This window comes from Roseateles sp., from assembly GCF_049240545.1.
GTDB lineage: Bacteria > Pseudomonadota > Gammaproteobacteria > Burkholderiales > Burkholderiaceae_C > Paucibacter_A.
The window spans coordinates 41433-59139 of record NZ_JBMLSK010000044.1; the positions used below are offsets into that span (position 1 = coordinate 41433).

Below are 17707 nucleotides of genomic sequence, written 5' to 3' on the forward strand. Positions count from 1 at the left end.
GAAGGCTCTTCGCTCAGGGAGAACGCTCATGGGAAAACTGACCCTGCGCGGGCTACCATGCCTCCAATCGCGTCAAAATCGTGCACCACTCCGTGATCGGCAACCCCAATAACTTTTTTAAGCAGCGGGTACTCAAGTCCAGCGCTTCGGGCACGAGTCGCTATGTCTATGGCCCCAGTGGTGAGCTCTTGGCGGAACTTGGCCCCAACACGACAAGCTATGTCTGGCTGAGCGGTGAACTGATGGGTTTGGTCAGAGGCGGCCAGTTCTACGCAAGCCATAACGACCATCTCGGTCGGCCTGAAGTGATCACCAATCCCGCCGCCCAAGTCGCGTGGCGTGCGGTGAACACCGCCTTTGGTCGGCAGGTGGTGCACGATTCGATGGGCGGCATGAACATAGGCTACCCGGGCCAGTACTTCGACAACGAAACAGGGCTGTGGAACAACTGGCATCGCTACTATGACGCGCAGTTGGGAAGGTATTTGCAATCTGACCCGATTGGGTTGGCGGGCGGGGTCAATACCTATGCGTATGTGGGTGGGAATCCGGTTAGCTTTGTCGATCCCTATGGGCTGTACTGCCTGTCCAAGGATCAGATATCCCTTCTCGCTTCAGGCATTGGTTCAGCTACTGCGTCGGGCATTGATGGTGCGCTGAAGGGCGCCGCGTTAGCCGGTGGCGTTGGCGCTGTCGTGCTGTGTGTTTCGGAAGGCATGCGCGGATTTGGCACAGGCATTGCTGCGGGGGTAGCAGGGACCAAAGTTGGCCCTGTAGGTCAGGCCCTTGTCGCTGGACTGGCAGAGAACAGTACGTTTGCAGGACGCGGATTGGCTGCGCTCGGTGCACTTTCCGATGGGGCCATAACAACCTTCTTAGGGTCAGATGCACGACATGCAGCGCAAGGGGCGGCCGTGGGCGCAATTGCCGCAGGAAAGAACCCGTTTGTCGCGGCGACTGGAGGGGGTGTGGGTGCCGGTGCAGCCATTGCTATCGCCGCGGGCAACAATTGTGGGTGGGGCAAATGACGCCCAAACATCGCCTTCCCAACTGCCCTGCGTGCGGGGGCAAGCTTTCCGTACTTGTACGCTTGACCCTGTCGGTGGGGAGTCATGGCTTCCCTTGTCCTGAATGCAAGCGAACACTGGTCAGAAGACGGCGGCTGACGGTCATAGAGGCCTTGGTGCTGATTGCGTTCGTTCTGTCTGTCTCGGCTGTCTTGGACAGTGCACTCGCTTTCGTCATGAGATTTTTTGTAGGAGCCATCTCCGCTCTGCTGCTGTTTGTCCTTGTGTGGTTGCAGTTGACTCATCCGATCGATCTTGCAGAGCCATGAAGCCTGGCGAGCCGTGAGTACGGTCAGAACTCGGGGTCAGGTCGAAAATCTAATGGTCCCTGTGCCGCCCTTCCGCTGGTTTGCGGCAGTGTCTCGCTCCTTTCGAGTCGAGTTCCCCCGGCCAATGCATCTCGCCACTTCGCGACGAGAGCTTTTTTTGATGACATAGAGGGCTCGCTCGCTGGCTTGCTGTGCTTGCGCAGGGCTTGGCGCGCTTTGATGCAGGCCTTCAGTCGCCGGCCGGGTAAAGGGGGCACCTCTTTCAGTGAGTTTCAGAGCCAAACTGCTGGGCGCGGAAAGCGACTCGCAGGTGGCACTACTCTCGAGGCCTGACCCTGATACGCTACGGCTACGCTAAACATGAGCCTGATGGCGAATCTGCTGGCTCAAGTGGGAACTGCATGAACTTCTTGCCGCGCGTACTGCTGCCTTGCCTCGTGTGGGCGCTGCTGAGCCTTTGGGCGACCGGGGTGCAGGCCAAGCCGCCAATGGTGCTGGACGTGGTGCGCGGTGACGATGACTATCCGCCCTTCGAAATGATGGTTGGAGGCAAGCCGACCGGCATGCACGTGGACATGGTTGAAGCCGCAGCCAAGAGCCTGGGGATGGGCGTGAGGTGGACAAGCCTGCCTTGGAAGCGCGCCTTGATGATGGTGGAGGCGGGGCAGGCGGATGCTGTCACTTATATCTCCCGCACGCCGGAGCGAGAGGCCTGGGCGGTCTTTTTCGAAGGCAACAAGCTGTCCACGGCCGAGATCCGCTTCATCGCCCGCAAAGAGGATGCCGCGCGCCTGGCGTTCACTGGCGAGTTGCCCGGTTTTCTTGAGAAGAACAGCTTGCTGGCGATACGGGGCTTCCAGTTCGGCAAAGCCGAGATTGACAAGGCCAAGCGCATCGAGGCGAGTTCCATGGATGATTTGGTCCGCCGTTTATCGGCCGGGCATGCGGCGGTGGCGGTGGTGAACTGGAGTGACTTCAGCGCCGCCTATGAGGACCGGGCCGAGTTCGCAAGTTTTGTGGCTTTGCAGCCCGCCATCGCCAGCACCCGCAACTACATTGCGTTCTCAAGCGTGCGCGGCCACACCGAGTTGGCGCAGCGTTTCGCCGAGGCCCTGAGTCGCTTCAAACAAAGCCCGGCGTACGCGAAGCTCCAAAAGCGCTACCACTTGACGCGCAGCGAGCCTTAAGGCCGGGATGAACCCCGCGCGGGATCAGCGGGCAAGCATGCCAGAGGGCATCTTGTTTCGAGTGTCGGAGAAAATGGTCGTTCGACTTCAATCTCGGCCTGTCTATGTCATTCCACCCAACCGCTGAAAACCAACCCGCCGCGCAAGCCTTTATCCTGGATCTGGACGGCACCCTGGTGGATACCTTGGGGGACTTTGTGGCGGTTTTGGAGCGGGTCCTGGCTGAGCTGGGCTTGCCGCTGGTGGACCGGGCCTTTGTCGAGAAGACGGTGGGGCGCGGCAGCGAGCACTTGATTCGCAGCTGCCTGGCGGCGGTGGGGGGGGCGGAGGATTTGTATGAGCGCGCCTGGTCGCTCTACCAAGAAAAGTACCGGGCCTTGAATGGCCAGTATTCCGAGGTCTACCCGGGTGTGCGAGAGGGGTTGCAGCGTTTGCGCGCCTTGGGCTTGCCGATGGCTTGCCTGACCAACAAGCCGGCGGCCTTTGCACGGGATCTGCTGCGCGTCAAAGGGCTGGATGTTTACTTCGACCACGTGTTTGGCGGCGATGACTTTGCGCGCAAGAAACCCGATCCACTGCCTTTGTTGAAGACTTGCGAGGCGCTGGGTTCAAGCCCGGCGCTGACCTGGATGATTGGTGACTCCAGCAACGATGCCCAAGCCGCACACGCCGCCGGCTGCCCCGTGGTGCTGGTCAGTTATGGCTACAACCATGGGGAGCCGATTCGCTCGGTGCCGGCGCAGCAGTACCTGGATCGGCTGGATCAACTGCGGCTCAGTTAACTGCGGCCGGATCGTTCTTTGGCATTGCCCAGCAGGGCGTCTTTGAGCTGATCATCGGCCGGCGACTTGCCCAGCCAGATGCGCAGCAGGGCCGAGAAGAACTCAGGCTCTTTGATCGGCGCGCCCTGGGGCTTGCCGTTCAAGAGCACGACCGAGCCAGTGCCGGGGATGTAGTCGATGGAGAAGTGCTCGCCCGTCGTCAGGCTCTTGCGGCTGGCAAAAATTTCGGCCACGCGCAGCACGCCGTTGATGGCTTTGCCAAACTCCTCGCGTGAGGCGTTTTGCTCCATGCCCTTGGTGAAGAGGCGGCCCAGTTCATTGCCGTCCACCTCGCGCAGCATCACGATGTGCAGGCGCTTAGGGCCAGGCGCGGCCAGCGCGGCCTCGGTGCTGTTGGCCTTGGTGCTGAGGTACAGGCCGGCGGTGTAGACCTTGAAGACGGCTTTGTAGCGGATACCGGCACCGTTGAGCTGCAGGGTTTGGCCGCCGAGGTTGAGTCCGGTTTCATACTTGACGCCCGCCACCTCGACAACTGGGGAGGCCGCAGCCGCAGTCACAGGCGCCTGTGATTGGGCCAGCGCCGCTTGCGACAAGCCGAACGTCATCACTAAGGCCGCGATCAATCCACGCATGCTGGGTTTCCTTCAGTTGTGTTGCAGCCCTGGAGAGGAGCCGATGTAGCCCGAGTATCACTTGAAGCGAGCACGGCTGTCTGCGCTGCATGTCACACGACGCTGATACACTGATTTCATCATGTTCATCACGCGCAAGCACATCAAGGGGTCTCACGACCGGGGAGCCTGGCCCTGGCGTCGCCAGCCCGACTTCGTCTGAAGAAGACGCTTGCTGCTTGCCGGCCGCACCCTGCGTGTGCGGCGAAAATCCCACTGATCTCACCCTGCGCCTGACCTGGCGCAGTGTCTTGCGCAATATTGCGCCGAGCCCGACCAGGGCCGCCCAGAGATCAGGCTTGTCAGCCAAGCGCCTTGATGCTTTGTTTTTGCGGACTCTCGCCGCCCCTTGAATGGGTGTTGGGCGAGGTGCAAGGGTTTGAAAGAACTGATGATGACCGAACTTGAATTCAAGAGCCTGGCGGCTTCAGGCTATAACCGCATCCCGCTGATCAGCGAGGCTTTTGCGGACCTCGAAACCCCGCTCTCTCTGTATCTGAAGCTGTGCGCTGGCGCCGGCGCCTACGGCGGCAAATCGGGCCGCAATAGCTTTTTGCTGGAATCGGTGGTGGGCGGCGAGCGCTTTGGGCGCTACTCCTACATCGGCCTGCCGGCGCGCACCGTGCTGAAAAGCAGTGGGCAACGCACCGAGATCATCACCGACGGTCAGGTGGTTGAGACCCATGAGGGCAATCCGCTGGACTTCATCGAGCAGTACCAGCAACGCTTCAAGGTGGCGCTGCGCCCCGGCATGCCGCGCTTTTGCGGCGGCCTGGCCGGCTACTTCGGCTATGACGCGGTGCGCTATATCGAGCCCAAGCTGGCGCACACCGAAAGAACCGGCGGCGTGGGCACGCCCGATGTGATGCTCTTGCAATGCGAAGAGCTGGCGGTGATCGACAACCTGTCGGGTCGGCTCTATTTGATCGTCTATGCCGACCCCGGCCAGCCCGAGGCCTTTCACAAGGCCAAGAAGCGCCTCACCGAGTTGCGGGACAAGCTGAACTACAGCGTCTCGGCGCCCACGGTGAAGCGCGGTCTGGCCCACCCGGTGGAGCGCGAATTCGCCAAGGCCGACTATTTGGCTGCGGTGCAAAAAGCCAAGGACTACATCGCCGCCGGCGACATGATGCAGGTGCAAGTGGGCCAACGCCTGCGCAAGCGCTACACCGAGTCGCCACTGAGCCTGTACCGCGCGCTGCGTTCACTGAACCCCAGCCCGTACATGTATTTCTACGATATGGGCGAGTTCCAGATCGTCGGCGCCTCGCCCGAAATTTTGGTGCGGCAGGAAACCACGGCAGACGGCGAGAAGGTCACCATCCGCCCGCTGGCCGGCACCCGGCCTCGCGGTGGCACGGTCGAGAAAGACCTGGCGCTGGAAAAAGAACTGAAGGCTGACCCCAAGGAATTGGCCGAGCACTTGATGCTGATTGACCTGGCGCGCAATGACATTGGCCGCATCGCCAAGATCGGCTCGGTCAAGGTGACCGACGCCTTTGTGGTGGAGCGCTATTCGCATGTGATGCACATCGTCAGCAATGTCGAGGGCACGCTCCTGGACGGCTGCAGCAATCTCGATGTGCTCAAAGCCACCTTCCCGGCCGGCACGCTGACCGGCGCGCCCAAGGTGCGGGCCATGGAAATCATCGACGAGTTGGAGCCCGTCAAGCGTGGCATTTATGGCGGCGCGGTGGGCTGCCTGAGCTTTGCCGGCGATATGGACTTGGCCATCGCCATCCGCACCGGCATCGTCATGGACGAGACGCTCTATGTGCAGGCCGCAGCCGGCGTGGTGGCCGACTCGGTGCCCGAGCTGGAATGGCAAGAAACCGAGGCGAAGGCGCGTGCGTTGATTCGCGCGGCTGAATTGGTTGAGGAAGGATTCTGATCATGTTGTTGATGATTGATAACTACGACAGCTTCACCTTCAATCTGGTGCAGTACTTCGGCGAACTCGGGGCCGAGGTCAAGGTCGTGCGCAATGATGAGATCTCCATTGAAGAGATCGCCGCGCTCAAGCCCGACCATCTGGTCTTCTCGCCCGGCCCCTGCTCGCCGGCTGAGGCGGGCATTTGCGTGCCGGCCATCCAGCACTTTGCTGGCAAGCTGCCCATCCTCGGCGTTTGCCTGGGCCATCAAAGCATGGGCGCCGCCTTCGGCGCCAAGATCGTGCGGGCCAAGCATCAGATGCATGGCAAGGCCTGCGTGCTCAGCACCGACCAAAAAGGCGTTTACAAAGGCCTACCGCGTGAGTTCAGCGTCATCCGCTATCACTCGCTGGTGATTGACGAGGCGACGCTGTCGCCCGAGTTTGAAATCACTTCGCGCAGCGATGACGGCGAGATCATGGGCGTGCGTCACCGTGCTTTGGCCGGCAGCGCCACGCCAATGGAAGGGGTGCAGTTCCACCCCGAGTCCATCCTCAGCGAGCATGGTCACGCCATGCTGAAAAACTTCCTGACCCTGGCCTTGTAATTCGCCATGGCAGCCTTGATTGATTTACGCAGCGACACCGTCACCCAGCCGACGGCGGGCATGCGGGAAGCGATGGCGGCCGCGCCGCTCGGCGACGATGTGTTTGGCGACGACCCCAGCGTCAATGCCTTGCAAGAGGCGCTGGCCGAGCGGCTTGGCTTTGAGGCGGCGCTGTTTTTCGCCAGCGGCACGCAGAGCAATCTGTGCGCCTTGATGAGCCATTGCCAGCGCGGCGATGAGTACATCGTCGGCCAGTTCGCCCACACCTACCGCTGGGAAGGTGGGGGCGCTGCAGTGCTGGGCTCCATCCAGCCCCAGCCCTTGAACCATCAGCCGGATGGCTCGCTGAGCTTGGCCGATATCGCGGCCAATATCAAACCCGATGACTTCCACTTCGCCCGCACCCGCTTGCTGACGCTGGAGAACACCATCCGGGGTCAGGTCTTGCCTTTGGACTATCTGGCCCAGGCCTCGGCCTTGGCGCTCAAGCATGGCTTGAGTCGGCATTTGGACGGCGCGCGTTTGTTCAATGCGGCGGTGGTGGGCGCGGGCGAAGGGGGTGACCCCTACGCCGCCGCGCGCGCCATCACTCAGCATTTCGACAGCGTCTCGGTCTGCTTCTCCAAGGGCCTGGGCGCGCCGGTGGGTTCGGTCCTGTGCGGCTCGGCGGCGCTGATCCAGCAAGCGCGGCGCTGGCGCAAGATGGTCGGCGGCGGCATGCGTCAGGCCGGCGTTCTGGCGGCTGCGGCGCACTATGCGCTGGACCATCAAGTGGCGCGTTTGGCCGAGGACCATGCCCTGGCCCAACGCTTGGCCACCGGTCTGCAGGGCATTGAGGCGCTGGCCGTGGAAGCGCCGCAGAGCAATATCGTGTTTGTGGCCGTCAAGCCCGAGGCGGCCGAGCGCGCCGCCGGCTTGCTGCCGCATCTGAAGTCGCGTGGCGTCTTGGCCACCGGCATTTATCAGCTGCGTTTTGTCACCCATTTGGATGTGGATGCGGCCGGCATTGACCGCGCCGTGGCCGCCGTGCGCGAATACTTCGCTTGAGAGGAAATTGACCGTGCCGATTACCGATACCGAAGCCCTGACCCGCGTCATCGAACACCGCGAGATCTTCCACGACGAGATGCTGACGCTGATGCGCCGCATCATGGCCGGCGAGATGTCGCCGGTGATGGCGGCCGCTCTGCTGGCGGGCCTGCGCGTCAAGAAGGAAACCATTGGTGAGATCACTGCCGCCGCGCAGGTGATGCGCGAGCTTTCCAACAAGGTGCCACTGCCGCAGCCGGCCAACCCCAATCTGGTCGATGTGGTGGGCACCGGCGGCGATGGCGCCCACACCTTCAATATCTCGACCTGCTCGATGTTCGTGGCGGCCGCGGCCGGCGCGCAAGTGGCCAAGCATGGCAACCGCAGCGTCTCCAGCAAGACCGGCAGCGCCGATGTGCTGGAAGCCCTGGGCGCCAACATCATGCTGACCCCGGGCCAGGTGGCCGAGTCGATTGCGCAGACCGGCATTGGCTTTATGTTCGCGCCGAATCACCATCCGGCGATGAAGAACATCGCCCCGGTGCGCCGCGAGATGGGTGTGCGCACCATCTTCAATATCCTGGGCCCGCTGACCAATCCGGCCGGTGCGCCGAATATCTTGATGGGCGTGTTCCACCCCGATCTGGTCGGCATTCAGGTGCGGGTGATGCAGCGCCTGGGCGCCGAACATGCGCTGGTGGTCTACGGCAAGGACGGCATGGACGAGATCTCGCTCGGCGCCGCCACCCTGGTGGGCGAGTTGAAGAACGGCGAGGTGCGCGAGTACGAAATCCACCCGGAAGACTTTGGTCTGGCCATGGTGTCGAACCGCAGCTTGCGGGTCAGCGGGCCGGAGGAGTCACGGGTCATGCTGCTGGGCGCTCTGGCCAATGAAGAAGGGCCGGCGCGCGACATCGTCATCTTGAACGCCGGCGCCACGCTCTACGCCGCCAATCGCGCCGGATCTATCGCTGAGGGCATTGCGCTGGCGCGTGCGGCCATTGCCAGCGGTGCGGCGCGTGCCAAGCTGGACCAGTTTGTGTTCACCACCCAAACCCTGGCGACCGCTCCGGTATGAGGTTAGGTTTTGGCTCACAGAAGAGTTTGCTGCGGCGTTTGAATGAAGAGGCTGAGCAATTGGATTGCGTGGTTCTGCCCCTGCTAGAGCCGCATCCGCTGCCTTTGGTCTTGGGCTTGCTTGGCACCGCCTTGGGCTTGATCTCGGTTCAGGTGGAAGGGCTGCCTTTCGCGACTGAGCTGGGCTGGTTGTCGCTGGCCTTGGTCATGGCGGGGATGCTGTTGGTGGCCGTGCTGCAACGCTCGGGCGTGGCTTGGCGCATTGATTTGAAGGATGCGCGAATTGAACCTGTTGGCCAGGCCGGCGGCCCGGCGGTTTTGAAGGGGCCGGGTTGGATGCTGCTGTGTGTGCCCGGGACCAAGCGCCGCTCGCTGGCGCTGGAGTTCCGACACGAGGACGGTGGCCGGCCGCTGCGGGTCTTTCAAACCCGTGGCAATGCCAGGCCCCGCGAGCATCAGCTGACCAGTCAACTCGCCGACGTGTTGGCGCGGCGTCTGGGTGTGGAGCGGGCAGGGCTGAGCCTGTGAGCAAGTTCGGAAAAAAGGAAGTGGGTCATGTCTGACATCTTGCGCCGCATTGTTGCGGTCAAACATGAGGAACTGGCGCGGGCGCGTCAGCATCGTTCGCTGGCCAGTGTGCGTGAGGAGGCGGAAGCTCGGCATGACCTGCGCGGCTTTGAGGCTGCCCTGCGCGCCAAGATCGCCGTGGGCCAGAGCGCCGTGATTGCCGAGATCAAGAAGGCCTCGCCCAGCAAGGGCGTGCTGCGCGAGAACTTCCAGCCTGCCACAATTGCCGAGAGCTATGCCAAACACGGCGCGGCTTGCTTGAGCGTGTTGACCGATGAGCAGTTCTTCCAGGGCCAGGTGGCTTATCTGCAGCAGGCGCGCGCCGCTTGTGAGCTGCCGGTGCTGCGCAAGGACTTCATGGTCGATGAGTACCAGGTCTATGAGGCGCGGGCCATGGGCGCCGACTGCATCTTGCTGATCGCCGCTTGCTTGGACGATGCCCAGATGGCTGATCTGGAGGCCGTGGCGCTGAGCCTGAAGATGGACGTCTTGGTCGAGGTGCACGATGGCGCCGAGTTGCAGCGGGCCTTGCGCCTGAGAACGCCGCTGGTGGGCATCAACAACCGCAATCTGCGCAGCTTTGAGGTCACCTTGGACACCACGCTGGGCCTCTTGAAAGACGTGCCGGCGGATCGCTTGCTGGTGACCGAGTCGGGCATCTTGGCGGCGGCCGATGTGCAGACCATGCGCGCGGCTCAGGTCAACGCCTTCTTGGTGGGCGAGGCCTTTATGCGCGCACCCGACCCGGGCGTGGCCTTGGCGGCCTTGTTCGCTTGAGATGAATCTGGCGGCGAGCTTGGCCCAGGTCGATGGCGGCTGGCGGCCGCTCATCGAGGCTTGGCGTGCCAGCCCGGCCGGTCTGCAGCTGCAGGCCTTTCTGGCCGAGCGCGCTGCAGCCGGCGCCACCATTTATCCGCCTGACCCGTTTCGCGCCCTGCGCCTCACGCCGCTGGCCCAGACCCGGGTTGTGATCTTGGGGCAAGATCCTTATCACGGCGCGGGCCAGGCCGAGGGGCTGGCTTTCTCGGTGCCGGAGGGCGTGGCGCCGCCGCCCAGCTTGCGCAATATCTTCAAGGAGTTGCAGCGCGATTTGGGCCAGCAGCCGCCGATGTCGCCGAGCCTCAGCGCCTGGGCCGAGCGTGGCGTTTTGCTGCTCAATAGTTGTTTGACGGTGGAAGACGGCGCGCCGGCCAGCCATGCCAAGCGCGGCTGGGAGGCGCTGACCGATGCCTTGGTGCAGGCGGCGGCACAAGACGCGGCGCCCAAGGTCTTCATGCTCTGGGGCGCCTATGCGCAGGCCAAGGCCGGCTTGATCGCCGCCGCCGGTCCGCAGCACTTGATCTTGCAGTCCAACCATCCCTCGCCGCTGTCGGCGCTGCGGCCGCCGCTGCCCTTCATCGGCTGCGGGCATTTCTCGCAGGCGGCGGACTGGTTGGGGCAGCAGGGGCGGGCGATCAGCTGGGCTTTGTAGCGCCAGCGTTCAGCGTCGGCTCAGCAGCGCTTCAAACAGCCGCGCCAAGTGGCTGGCATGCAGCAGTTCTCGGCTGCTCCAGTCGTGCCCTTCTTGGCTCGGCAGCAACCAGAGCAAGGCCACGACCCGGCTGCCAACCATCAGCGGCAACTCCAAGCGCGCGGGGTGTTGGGGGGCGCCCGGCAGGTGGTCCGGCGTGTCGATCAGCAGCGCGTGCGGATGGGCGGTGGAGCGGCTGGTCTGTGCATGGGGCAAGGCCTGGCCGGCCAGCCAGTCCAGATAGGGCTGCAGGGCTACCGGGTCAAGGTGAGGGAGGGCTTCGTCGGCAAGCGTCGCTGCAGCGGCAGCCTCGCTTGGCGCTTCAGCCCACCAAAACAGCAGCTGCGACAGCGGCAGGATGCGGGCGCTGGCGGCGCAGAGATGCTGCAAAGCGCGCAGCAGATCGCTCGGCTCCTGCAGGTGCCAGCGTTGGTTGGACAGGGCCAGCAGCATCTCATCGGCCCGTTTTTGGGTGGCTGACTGGGTCGGCAGGTGGGCGGCGCCGCTGAGTCGCTCGATCTCGGCTTGCAAGGCTTGGTGTTGCCAGAGGTGGCGTAGGGCGGCCTCTTTTTGCCCGCGCGCCTCTTTGAGTTTGGCCAGTTGCAGATGAGCCTGGCTTTGCTGCGGGCGCGAGTGGATGCGCTCGGCCAGCAGCAGGGCGTGCTCGGTGCTGCGGATGGCGCCCAGCTGGTCGCCGCGCGCCAGTGCGATATCGGTCCAGCTGCGGCTGGCGGCCGCCTCCAGCCAGCTGTGGCCCAGCTTGCTGGCGATGCTCAGGGCCATGCGGCAGTCGGTGGTGGCCCAGTCGAGCCGACCGCGCGCCAAGGCTGCACGGGCCAGTTGCCAATGGGCCTCGGCCTCGTACTCGCGATGCTGGCCGCGCCGAGCCGCAGCCAGGCCGTGGCTGAAGTGGCGCTCGGCGTCATCCAGCTCATGGGTTTCAAAGTGGCCCACGCCGATGTTGAGGGCCAGTTTGGCCGCCAAGTAGCTGTCATCGGCGGTGCCCAGCAGAGAGGCGGCTTCACCGTGAATCTCTCGGCCGCGCTCCCAGTCTCCAAAAGCATAGTGAATCTGCCCCAGGCCGATGCGCGCTGCAGCGCCAAGTTTGGCTTCGCCCTGCTGTTCGGCCAAGTGGGCTGCGCGCCGCCACTGCGAGGTCGCTTCGTTGTACTCGCCTTGCTGATAGGCGAGTCGCCCCAGGGCTTCGCACAGGCGCGCGACCTGCAAGGGCGCTTGATCGGGCGTCAGCGCTCTTTCGGCTTGCGTCAGCGCGGCCTGCAGTTCCAGGGCGCGGCCTCGGTGTTCCAGCAAATAAAAGCGCGCATAAAGTGCGTCCGCCGCAGCCGCCAGTTGGTTGGCTGCGCGAGCTTGCCGCTCCAAGGCGGCCAAGCGCAGGAGAGCGCTCTCTGGGTGGCGCTTGGCGACGGCCGACAGTCGCCTCAGCACGTCGGGAGGCACGGAGGCTGCAGAAAAAATGGCTTCAGTCACGGCGCGGTCATGGGTTCGAGAGGGACGGTGGTTGCAAGCGCCGACGAGGCGAGCGCAGCGCCTTACGGCAGGCGGCAAGGATAGCTGTAACTTGGTGCTGAACTGGTATGTAAGACCCTAGGTTGAGTCGCTGTCCACGTGTAAAAAATGCCTGCTCTACAAATGAAAACCCTAGGTAAACACCAATGCCAGTTGCGTTGACTGGCCTTAACTTTGGTATTAGACTGGTATGAATATGTGGCCTCAAATCGACTTCTCCTCTACCCGCATCCTCGGTCAAGCCCAGGGCGCTGTGAAATACCTCTTGGGCGTGGATGGCGGCGGCACGGGCACGCGGGTGCGTTTGGCCGATTTGAGCGGGAATTTGCTGGGGCAGGGCGAAGCCGGTCCTTCGGCCTTGGGTCAAGGCCCGGAGCAAGCCTGGCGCCATATCCAACAGGCGGCTCAAGCGGCTGCGGCGCAGGCAGGGTTGCCCGCCTTGGATCCGGCCGTGTGTGCGATCGGCTTGGGCTTGTCGGGTGCGGGTGTGGTCGAGCAGGTCGAAGCGTTTTTGGCGCAGCAGCCCGGTTACGCCTTGCTGGTCTTGGATAACGACGGTTTCACCACCTTGCTGGGCGCTCATGGCGGCCAGCCGGGTTTGGTGGTGGCGGCGGGCACTGGCTCCGTGGGCGAAGGCCTGCGGCGCGATGGTTCGCGCGCCTACTCCAGCGGCTGGGGTTGGATCTGCGGCGACGAAGGCAGCGGTGCCTGGTTGGGTCTGCGGGCCATGCGGCATGCGCAAAAAGCGCTGGACGGCCGCGCCGAAGTAAGTCCGCTGGCGCGTGCCGTTTGGGGCGTGGCCGGCAGCGACCGAACCCAGATCCTCGCTTGGTGCGCCTCCGCGGGCCAACATGGTTATGCCAGCTTGGCGCGCTTGGTCTTTGATGCGGCACCCACCGACCCGGTGGCGGCTGGCTTTGTCGCCGAGGCGGTGGCCGAGCTGGAAAGCCTGGCGCTGGCGCTGGATCCCACATCTGAATTGCCATTGGCGCTGTGCGGCAGCATCGCCCAACGAATGGCTGCTGATTTCTCAGGCACTATTCGTGCCCGTTGCGTGTCGCCCCAGGGTGACTCTGCCGAGGGTGCTTTGCACCTCGTCCGCATCGCACTTCAACGTAGGGAAATATGAGCACCATGGCCTTTCAATTCAAAGCCGATCCTGATGCTGCCTCGCCGCTGTATATGCAGCTGGCGCACAAATTGGCCCAAGCCATTCGTCAGGGCGAATATCACGCCGACGAAGCGCTGCCGTCCGAGCGCGTCCTGTCTGAAACACTGGAGCTGTCTCGCGTCACCGCGCGCAAGGCGATCGACCGTCTGGTCGAGCAGGGTCTGATCATCCGCAAGCGCGGTTCGGGCAACTACATCGCGCCCAAGCTGGAGCAGCCGCTGTCGCGCCTGACCAGCTTTTCTGAAGAACTGCATCAGCGCGGCTTCAAGCCCAGCTCGCGCTGGCTGACGCGTGGCTTCACGCCCGCGGCACCCGATGAACAACTGAGTTTGGGCCTGGGCACCGGCGAGCGCGTGGCGCGGCTGGAGCGCCTGCGTCTGGCCGACTCGGTGGTGATGAATTACGAAGTGACGGTGATGCCGGAAGCGGTCTTGCCCGATCCCCAAGCGGTGCAGGCTTCGCTGTACGAGCATCTGGCAACCCTGGGCGTGGCGCCCGTGCGCGCTTTGCAGCACATCCGCGCCATCAATGCAGACAGCAAGCTGGCCGGGCTCTTGGAAGTGCCGGTGGGCCAAGCGGTGCTGTTCATCACACGGGTGGGGTATTTGGAGTCCGGTCATGCGGTGGAGCTGACCCATTCCTATTGCCGCAGCGATTACTACGATTTTGTCGCCGAGATGCGACGCGAGGCATAGGCGAGGCTTAGACGGGGCATGGTTTCTTTTCAGCGCATCGATGGCTATGTTCTGACGCCGCAGGGGTTCATCCGCGGTTTCATTGAACAAGAAAACGGCCGCATCACCCGTATCGAGGGTGAACCGGTCAGCGAAAGCCAGGTTCGGCATGACACGGTGGCCTTGCCCATCGTGCTGCCGGGTTTCATCGATGTGCATGTGCACGGCGGCGGCGGCCACGACACCATGGAGGGCGGCGAGGCCGCGCTGCAGATGTCCAAGCTGCATGTGCGCCATGGCACGACCTCGCTCTTGGCCACCACCATGACCGCGCCGCTGGAAGACATCCGCAACGCAATCGCCGCTTTGGCACCGGTCTGTCGCGAGCGCGCCAAGAATGGCGCGCGCGTCTTGGGTGTGCATCTGGAAGGGCCCTACATCAGCCCGGCCAAGCTGGGTGCGCAACCTGACTTTGCCAAGCCGGCCAGTCTGGACGAGATCCATGCGCTGCATGCGCTGGCCCCGATTCGCTTGATCACGCTGGCGCCTGAATTGCCTGGCACGCTGGAGTTGATCGCGCAGCTGCGCGCCGAGGGCTTCCAGGTGCAGATTGGCCACACGGCCGGCACTTATGAAGACGGCGTGGCCGCACTGCAGCAGGGCGCCGGCGGCTTTACCCATTTGTTCAATGCGATGACCGGCTTGCATCACCGCGAGCCCGGCATGGTGGGCGCGGCGCTGGCGCATGCCCGTTATGCCGAGATCATCCCTGACCTGCTGCATGTGCACCCCGGCGCGATTCGCGTGGCGATGCGCTCCATCCCTTGCATGTTCTGCGTCACCGATTCCACCGCCGCAGCGGGCATGCCCGATGGCGACTACAAGCTGGGCAGCCACACGGTGACCAAGTGCATGGGCGGCGTGCGCCTGCCCGATGGCACCTTGGCCGGCAGCACGCTGACCATGGATCAGGCGCTGCGCAATCTGGTCGGTATGGGTCTGGAAATTGAAGACGCGTCGAGGCGGGTGTCCACCTTTGCCGCGGAATACATGGGTTTGAGCGATCGCGGCCAATTGGCCGTTGGGGCTTGGGCGGATTTGGTAGTAATGGATCGCGCCCTGCAGTTGCAACGCGTGGTCGTTGAAGGAGAAGAAATTGACCTCGCTTGAGACTAAGTACGCATCCAAGATGCAAGAAGAGGCGCTGCTGGCGCCGGCCGCCGTGGCTCGCCAACTGGCCCACGATCAAAACGCTTACGCCGAACTTGGCCAGGCCCTGCGTGACAACCCGCCCACCAGCTTGCTGACCGTGGCGCGTGGCAGCTCCGACCACGCCGCCCACTACATGGCCTATCTGATGATGGCACGTATGGGCCGTTTGGTGACTTCGCTGCCGATGTCGCTGGTGACGCTGTATCAAAGCAAGCTCGTCTGCGACGGTCTGGTCTCGCTGGCCTTCTCGCAGTCGGGTCAAAGCCCCGATCTGGTGGCCCCGACCAAGTTCTTCCGCGAAGGCGGCGCCCGCACCGTGGCCTTTGTGAACGCTGACAGCTCGCCCCTGGCCGATGCGGCCCAGTTCGTGTTCCCGCTGCGTTCCGGCCCCGAGCTGAGCGTGGCCGCCACCAAGAGCTATATCGCTCAGCTGGTGGCCGGCGCCCGCGTGGTGGCCGCCTGGAGTGGTGACGAAGACCTGCAAGCCGCGTTGCAACAACTGCCGCAAGCGCTGGAACAAGCCGCCGCCCAACGTTGGGATGTGGCCGTCGAGGTGCTGAAGAACGCCGACAAGCTCTTCGTCATCGGCCGCGGCACCGGCTTGCCCATCGCTATGGAAGCGGCGCTGAAGTTCAAGGAAACCTGCGGCATTCAGGCCGAGGCTTTCTCGGGCGCCGAAGTTAAGCATGGCCCGATGGCCTTGGTCGAAGAAGGCTACCCCATGCTGGTGTTCGCGCCGCGCGGCCCGGCCCAAGCGGGCTTGCTGGCCCTGGCCGAAGAAATGCGTGGCCGTGGTGCCCGTGTGCTGCTGGCCGCACCAGAAGGCACACCCGGCGCCGAGCTGCCTTTGAGCTGCACCGGCAATGAAGATCTGGACCCGATCGCCGTGGTGCAGAGCTTCTACCCCATGGTGGAAGCCCTGGCCCGCGCGCGCGGCCGCAACCCAGATCAGCCACCGCACCTGGCCAAAGTCACCAAGACCAACTGAGCCCGACCGTCATGACTGCTTTTCATCCCGGCCAGCTCGTCATGGTCGACATCCAGGGCAAGTCCCTGGACGCCGCGACGGCGGCCTTTCTGCGCGAGAACCAAGTCCGCGCTGTTTGCCTGTTCCGCAAGAACCTCGGCACCGAGGCTGAAGTCCGCCAGCTGACCCGCGATCTGCGCGAGGTGATGGGCCCGACGGCCTTGATCGGCCTCGACCAAGAGGGCGGCTCGGTGGTGCGCGCAACCTTCTTGCCGCAAGCCCCTTCGGCCATGGCCCTGGGCGCGGCGGATGACGAGCAGCAAGCCGAGAACGTCGGCGCGGCGGTCGCACGCGGCCTGGCCAGCATCGGCATCAACTGGAATTTCGCACCGGTCCTCGACATCAACAACAACCCGGCCAACCCGGTCATCGCCGAGCGCAGCTTCTCCGAAGACGCCGATGATGTGACGCGTCTGGCCGGCGCTTGGATGCGCGGTTCGTTGAAAGAAGGCGTGGCCTGCTGCGTCAAGCATTTCCCCGGCCATGGCGACACCCATGTGGATTCGCACCTAGCTTTGCCCACGGTGGATAAGAGCCGCGCCGAGTTGGACGCGCTGGAGTTGCGCCCCTTTAAGGCCTTGCGTGACGAAGCCCCGGCGGTGATGACGGCGCACATCGTCTACCCGCAGATCGACCCCGAGCACCCCGCGACGCTGTCCACCAAGATCTTGCGCGACATCTTGCGCAATGAATGGGGCTACGACGGCGTGGTGATCACCGACGCGCTGATGATGAAGGCCATTTTCGAGCGCTATGGCTATGCCCGCGCGGCCGTGATGGCGATTCAGGCCGGTGCCGACATGATCCTGGCCCAGGGCGACCTGGAAGAGCAGGGCAAGTCGATCCAGGCTTTGAAGGATGCATTTGCGCGCGGTGAGCTGACGGCCGAGCAAGGCCGTGTGGCCTGCGCGCGGCTGGACAAGTTGGCAGCCGCCTACCCGGTGCGCCACGATGACTACACCGGCGCACCGCGCCAGGCCGATGATCAACTGATGCGCCAGGCCTGGGCCAGTGGTTTGACCGTTTTGCGCGGCGCCCAGGCCCCCGCCAAAGATGCCGCGCTGCGGGTCTTTGTGCAGCCTGAAGTGCCGACCGATGGCGTGTCTGAAGCCGGCCCCTCGGGCCAACAAATCGTTGACTTGTTTGCCAGCTTCCCGAATGCCCAGGTTGAGTACGTTGATGACATCTTGGCCATGGACTGGGCCTCGGTGCCTAACGATGGCCGGCTGAACATCGTCGCCTCCACGCACCGCATGCGCTATGCCGAGAACGCCAAGCAATGGCGTCCTGATCTGCATCTGGTCTTGTGGAACCCGTTCCAAGCCCTGGACGTCCCCGGCCCGACTGTGGTGACCTGGGGTTACGCCGACGGCGCCTTGGCGGGCCTGCAAGCCTGGTTGCAAGGCGACCTGCAAGCCACGGCCCAGAGCCCTGTGCAACTCGGCGCCTGAACACGACG

General features: G+C 63.7%; 17 protein-coding genes. 15 read left to right on the top strand and 2 right to left on the bottom strand.

What is annotated here, in order from left to right:
* Positions 1-92: 92 nt before the first annotated feature.
* From ACOVRJ_RS02635 to gph, 3 genes are all read left to right on the top strand, one after another.
* Positions 93-1028, top strand: a complete 936-nt coding sequence (locus ACOVRJ_RS02635; protein ID WP_422042353.1) for an RHS repeat-associated core domain-containing protein — start codon at positions 93-95, stop codon at positions 1026-1028.
* 709 nt (positions 1029-1737) lie between these two features.
* On the top strand, positions 1738-2523 hold the full coding sequence (locus tag ACOVRJ_RS02640) for a substrate-binding periplasmic protein (protein WP_422042354.1): 786 nt from the start codon (positions 1738-1740) through the stop codon (positions 2521-2523).
* Positions 2524-2627: 104 nt separating this feature from the next.
* Positions 2628-3305, top strand: a complete 678-nt coding sequence (gene gph, locus ACOVRJ_RS02645) for a phosphoglycolate phosphatase (RefSeq protein WP_422042355.1) — start codon at positions 2628-2630, stop codon at positions 3303-3305.
* Here gph and ACOVRJ_RS02650 read toward each other — a convergent pair.
* Positions 3302-3937 (bottom strand): chalcone isomerase family protein, encoded by a 636-nt coding sequence (locus ACOVRJ_RS02650; RefSeq protein ID WP_422042356.1) that lies wholly within the window; start codon positions 3935-3937, stop codon positions 3302-3304. The two genes, gph and ACOVRJ_RS02650, sit on opposite strands and share 4 nt — an antisense overlap.
* Positions 3938-4367: 430 nt before the next feature.
* Here ACOVRJ_RS02650 and trpE point away from each other — a divergent pair, with 430 nt between their 5' ends.
* From trpE to ACOVRJ_RS02685, 7 genes are read left to right on the top strand one after another with little or no spacing between them, the layout of a single operon-like run.
* Complete coding sequence (trpE, locus tag ACOVRJ_RS02655) at positions 4368-5867, top strand: anthranilate synthase component I (protein ID WP_422042357.1); 1500 nt, start codon at positions 4368-4370, stop codon at positions 5865-5867.
* A 2-nt stretch (positions 5868-5869) separates the two neighbouring features.
* On the top strand, positions 5870-6454 hold the full coding sequence (locus ACOVRJ_RS02660) for an anthranilate synthase component II (protein WP_263539039.1): 585 nt from the start codon (positions 5870-5872) through the stop codon (positions 6452-6454).
* A gap of 6 nt (positions 6455-6460) precedes the next feature.
* On the top strand, positions 6461-7501 hold the full coding sequence (gene ltaE / locus ACOVRJ_RS02665) for a low-specificity L-threonine aldolase (protein ID WP_422042358.1): 1041 nt from the start codon (positions 6461-6463) through the stop codon (positions 7499-7501).
* 13 nt (positions 7502-7514) lie between these two features.
* Complete coding sequence (trpD, locus tag ACOVRJ_RS02670; protein ID WP_422042359.1) at positions 7515-8561, top strand: anthranilate phosphoribosyltransferase; 1047 nt, start codon at positions 7515-7517, stop codon at positions 8559-8561.
* Positions 8558-9088, top strand: a complete 531-nt coding sequence (locus tag ACOVRJ_RS02675; protein WP_422042360.1) for a hypothetical protein — start codon at positions 8558-8560, stop codon at positions 9086-9088. Before trpD ends, ACOVRJ_RS02675 begins: the two co-directional genes overlap by 4 nt.
* A 27-nt stretch (positions 9089-9115) precedes the next feature.
* On the top strand, positions 9116-9904 hold the full coding sequence (trpC, locus tag ACOVRJ_RS02680) for an indole-3-glycerol phosphate synthase TrpC (protein ID WP_422042361.1): 789 nt from the start codon (positions 9116-9118) through the stop codon (positions 9902-9904).
* A 1-nt stretch (position 9905) separates the two neighbouring features.
* Positions 9906-10598, top strand: a complete 693-nt coding sequence (locus ACOVRJ_RS02685; protein WP_422042362.1) for a uracil-DNA glycosylase — start codon at positions 9906-9908, stop codon at positions 10596-10598.
* 9 nt (positions 10599-10607) lie between these two features.
* On the opposite strand, the gene ACOVRJ_RS02690 is transcribed toward ACOVRJ_RS02685, so the two are convergent.
* Positions 10608-12125 carry a tetratricopeptide repeat protein gene (locus ACOVRJ_RS02690; protein ID WP_422042363.1) on the bottom strand — a complete coding sequence of 506 codons (1518 nt, stop codon included), beginning with the start codon at positions 12123-12125 and terminating at the stop codon, positions 10608-10610.
* A 229-nt stretch (positions 12126-12354) separates the two neighbouring features.
* Between ACOVRJ_RS02690 and ACOVRJ_RS02695 the strand changes: the two genes are divergently transcribed.
* The 5 genes from ACOVRJ_RS02695 to nagZ are packed head-to-tail and all read left to right on the top strand — an operon-like array spanning position 12355 to position 17699.
* On the top strand, positions 12355-13293 hold the full coding sequence (locus ACOVRJ_RS02695) for a BadF/BadG/BcrA/BcrD ATPase family protein (protein WP_422042364.1): 939 nt from the start codon (positions 12355-12357) through the stop codon (positions 13291-13293).
* Positions 13290-14030, top strand: a complete 741-nt coding sequence (locus ACOVRJ_RS02700) for a GntR family transcriptional regulator (RefSeq protein WP_422042365.1) — start codon at positions 13290-13292, stop codon at positions 14028-14030. Before ACOVRJ_RS02695 ends, ACOVRJ_RS02700 begins: the two co-directional genes overlap by 4 nt.
* Positions 14031-14048: 18 nt before the next feature.
* On the top strand, positions 14049-15179 hold the full coding sequence (gene nagA / locus ACOVRJ_RS02705) for an N-acetylglucosamine-6-phosphate deacetylase (protein WP_422042366.1): 1131 nt from the start codon (positions 14049-14051) through the stop codon (positions 15177-15179).
* A 19-nt stretch (positions 15180-15198) separates the two neighbouring features.
* The gene (locus ACOVRJ_RS02710; protein ID WP_422042378.1) at positions 15199-16209 is read left to right on the top strand and encodes an SIS domain-containing protein; all 1011 of its coding nucleotides are present in this window, start codon (positions 15199-15201) and stop codon (positions 16207-16209) included.
* Between the two features lie 11 nt (positions 16210-16220).
* Positions 16221-17699, top strand: coding sequence for a beta-N-acetylhexosaminidase (gene nagZ / locus ACOVRJ_RS02715; RefSeq protein ID WP_422042367.1), 1479 nt, complete (start codon positions 16221-16223; stop codon positions 17697-17699).
* The last annotated feature ends 8 nt before the right edge of the window (positions 17700-17707 follow it).

Excerpts from the sequence above, each read along its gene's own strand:
- ACOVRJ_RS02640 (WP_422042354.1), top strand. The coding sequence starts at position 1,738 with ATGAACTTCTTGCCGCGCGTACTGCTGCCTTGCCTCGTGTGGGCGCTG.
- trpE (WP_422042357.1), top strand. The coding sequence starts at position 4,368 with ATGATGACCGAACTTGAATTCAAGAGCCTGGCGGCTTCAGGCTATAAC.
- ACOVRJ_RS02700 (WP_422042365.1), top strand. The coding sequence starts at position 13,290 with ATGAGCACCATGGCCTTTCAATTCAAAGCCGATCCTGATGCTGCCTCG.
- nagA (WP_422042366.1), top strand. The coding sequence starts at position 14,049 with ATGGTTTCTTTTCAGCGCATCGATGGCTATGTTCTGACGCCGCAGGGG.
- nagZ (WP_422042367.1), top strand. The coding sequence starts at position 16,221 with ATGACTGCTTTTCATCCCGGCCAGCTCGTCATGGTCGACATCCAGGGC.
- ACOVRJ_RS02650 (WP_422042356.1), bottom strand. The coding sequence starts at position 3,937 with ATGCGTGGATTGATCGCGGCCTTAGTGATGACGTTCGGCTTGTCGCAA.
- ACOVRJ_RS02660 (WP_263539039.1), top strand. The coding sequence starts at position 5,870 with ATGTTGTTGATGATTGATAACTACGACAGCTTCACCTTCAATCTGGTG.
- ACOVRJ_RS02685 (WP_422042362.1), top strand. The coding sequence starts at position 9,906 with ATGAATCTGGCGGCGAGCTTGGCCCAGGTCGATGGCGGCTGGCGGCCG.
- ACOVRJ_RS02695 (WP_422042364.1), top strand. The coding sequence starts at position 12,355 with ATGAATATGTGGCCTCAAATCGACTTCTCCTCTACCCGCATCCTCGGT.
- trpC (WP_422042361.1), top strand. The coding sequence starts at position 9,116 with ATGTCTGACATCTTGCGCCGCATTGTTGCGGTCAAACATGAGGAACTG.
- gph (WP_422042355.1), top strand. The coding sequence starts at position 2,628 with ATGTCATTCCACCCAACCGCTGAAAACCAACCCGCCGCGCAAGCCTTT.
- ACOVRJ_RS02710 (WP_422042378.1), top strand. The coding sequence starts at position 15,199 with ATGCAAGAAGAGGCGCTGCTGGCGCCGGCCGCCGTGGCTCGCCAACTG.
- ACOVRJ_RS02675 (WP_422042360.1), top strand. The coding sequence starts at position 8,558 with ATGAGGTTAGGTTTTGGCTCACAGAAGAGTTTGCTGCGGCGTTTGAAT.
- ltaE (WP_422042358.1), top strand. The coding sequence starts at position 6,461 with ATGGCAGCCTTGATTGATTTACGCAGCGACACCGTCACCCAGCCGACG.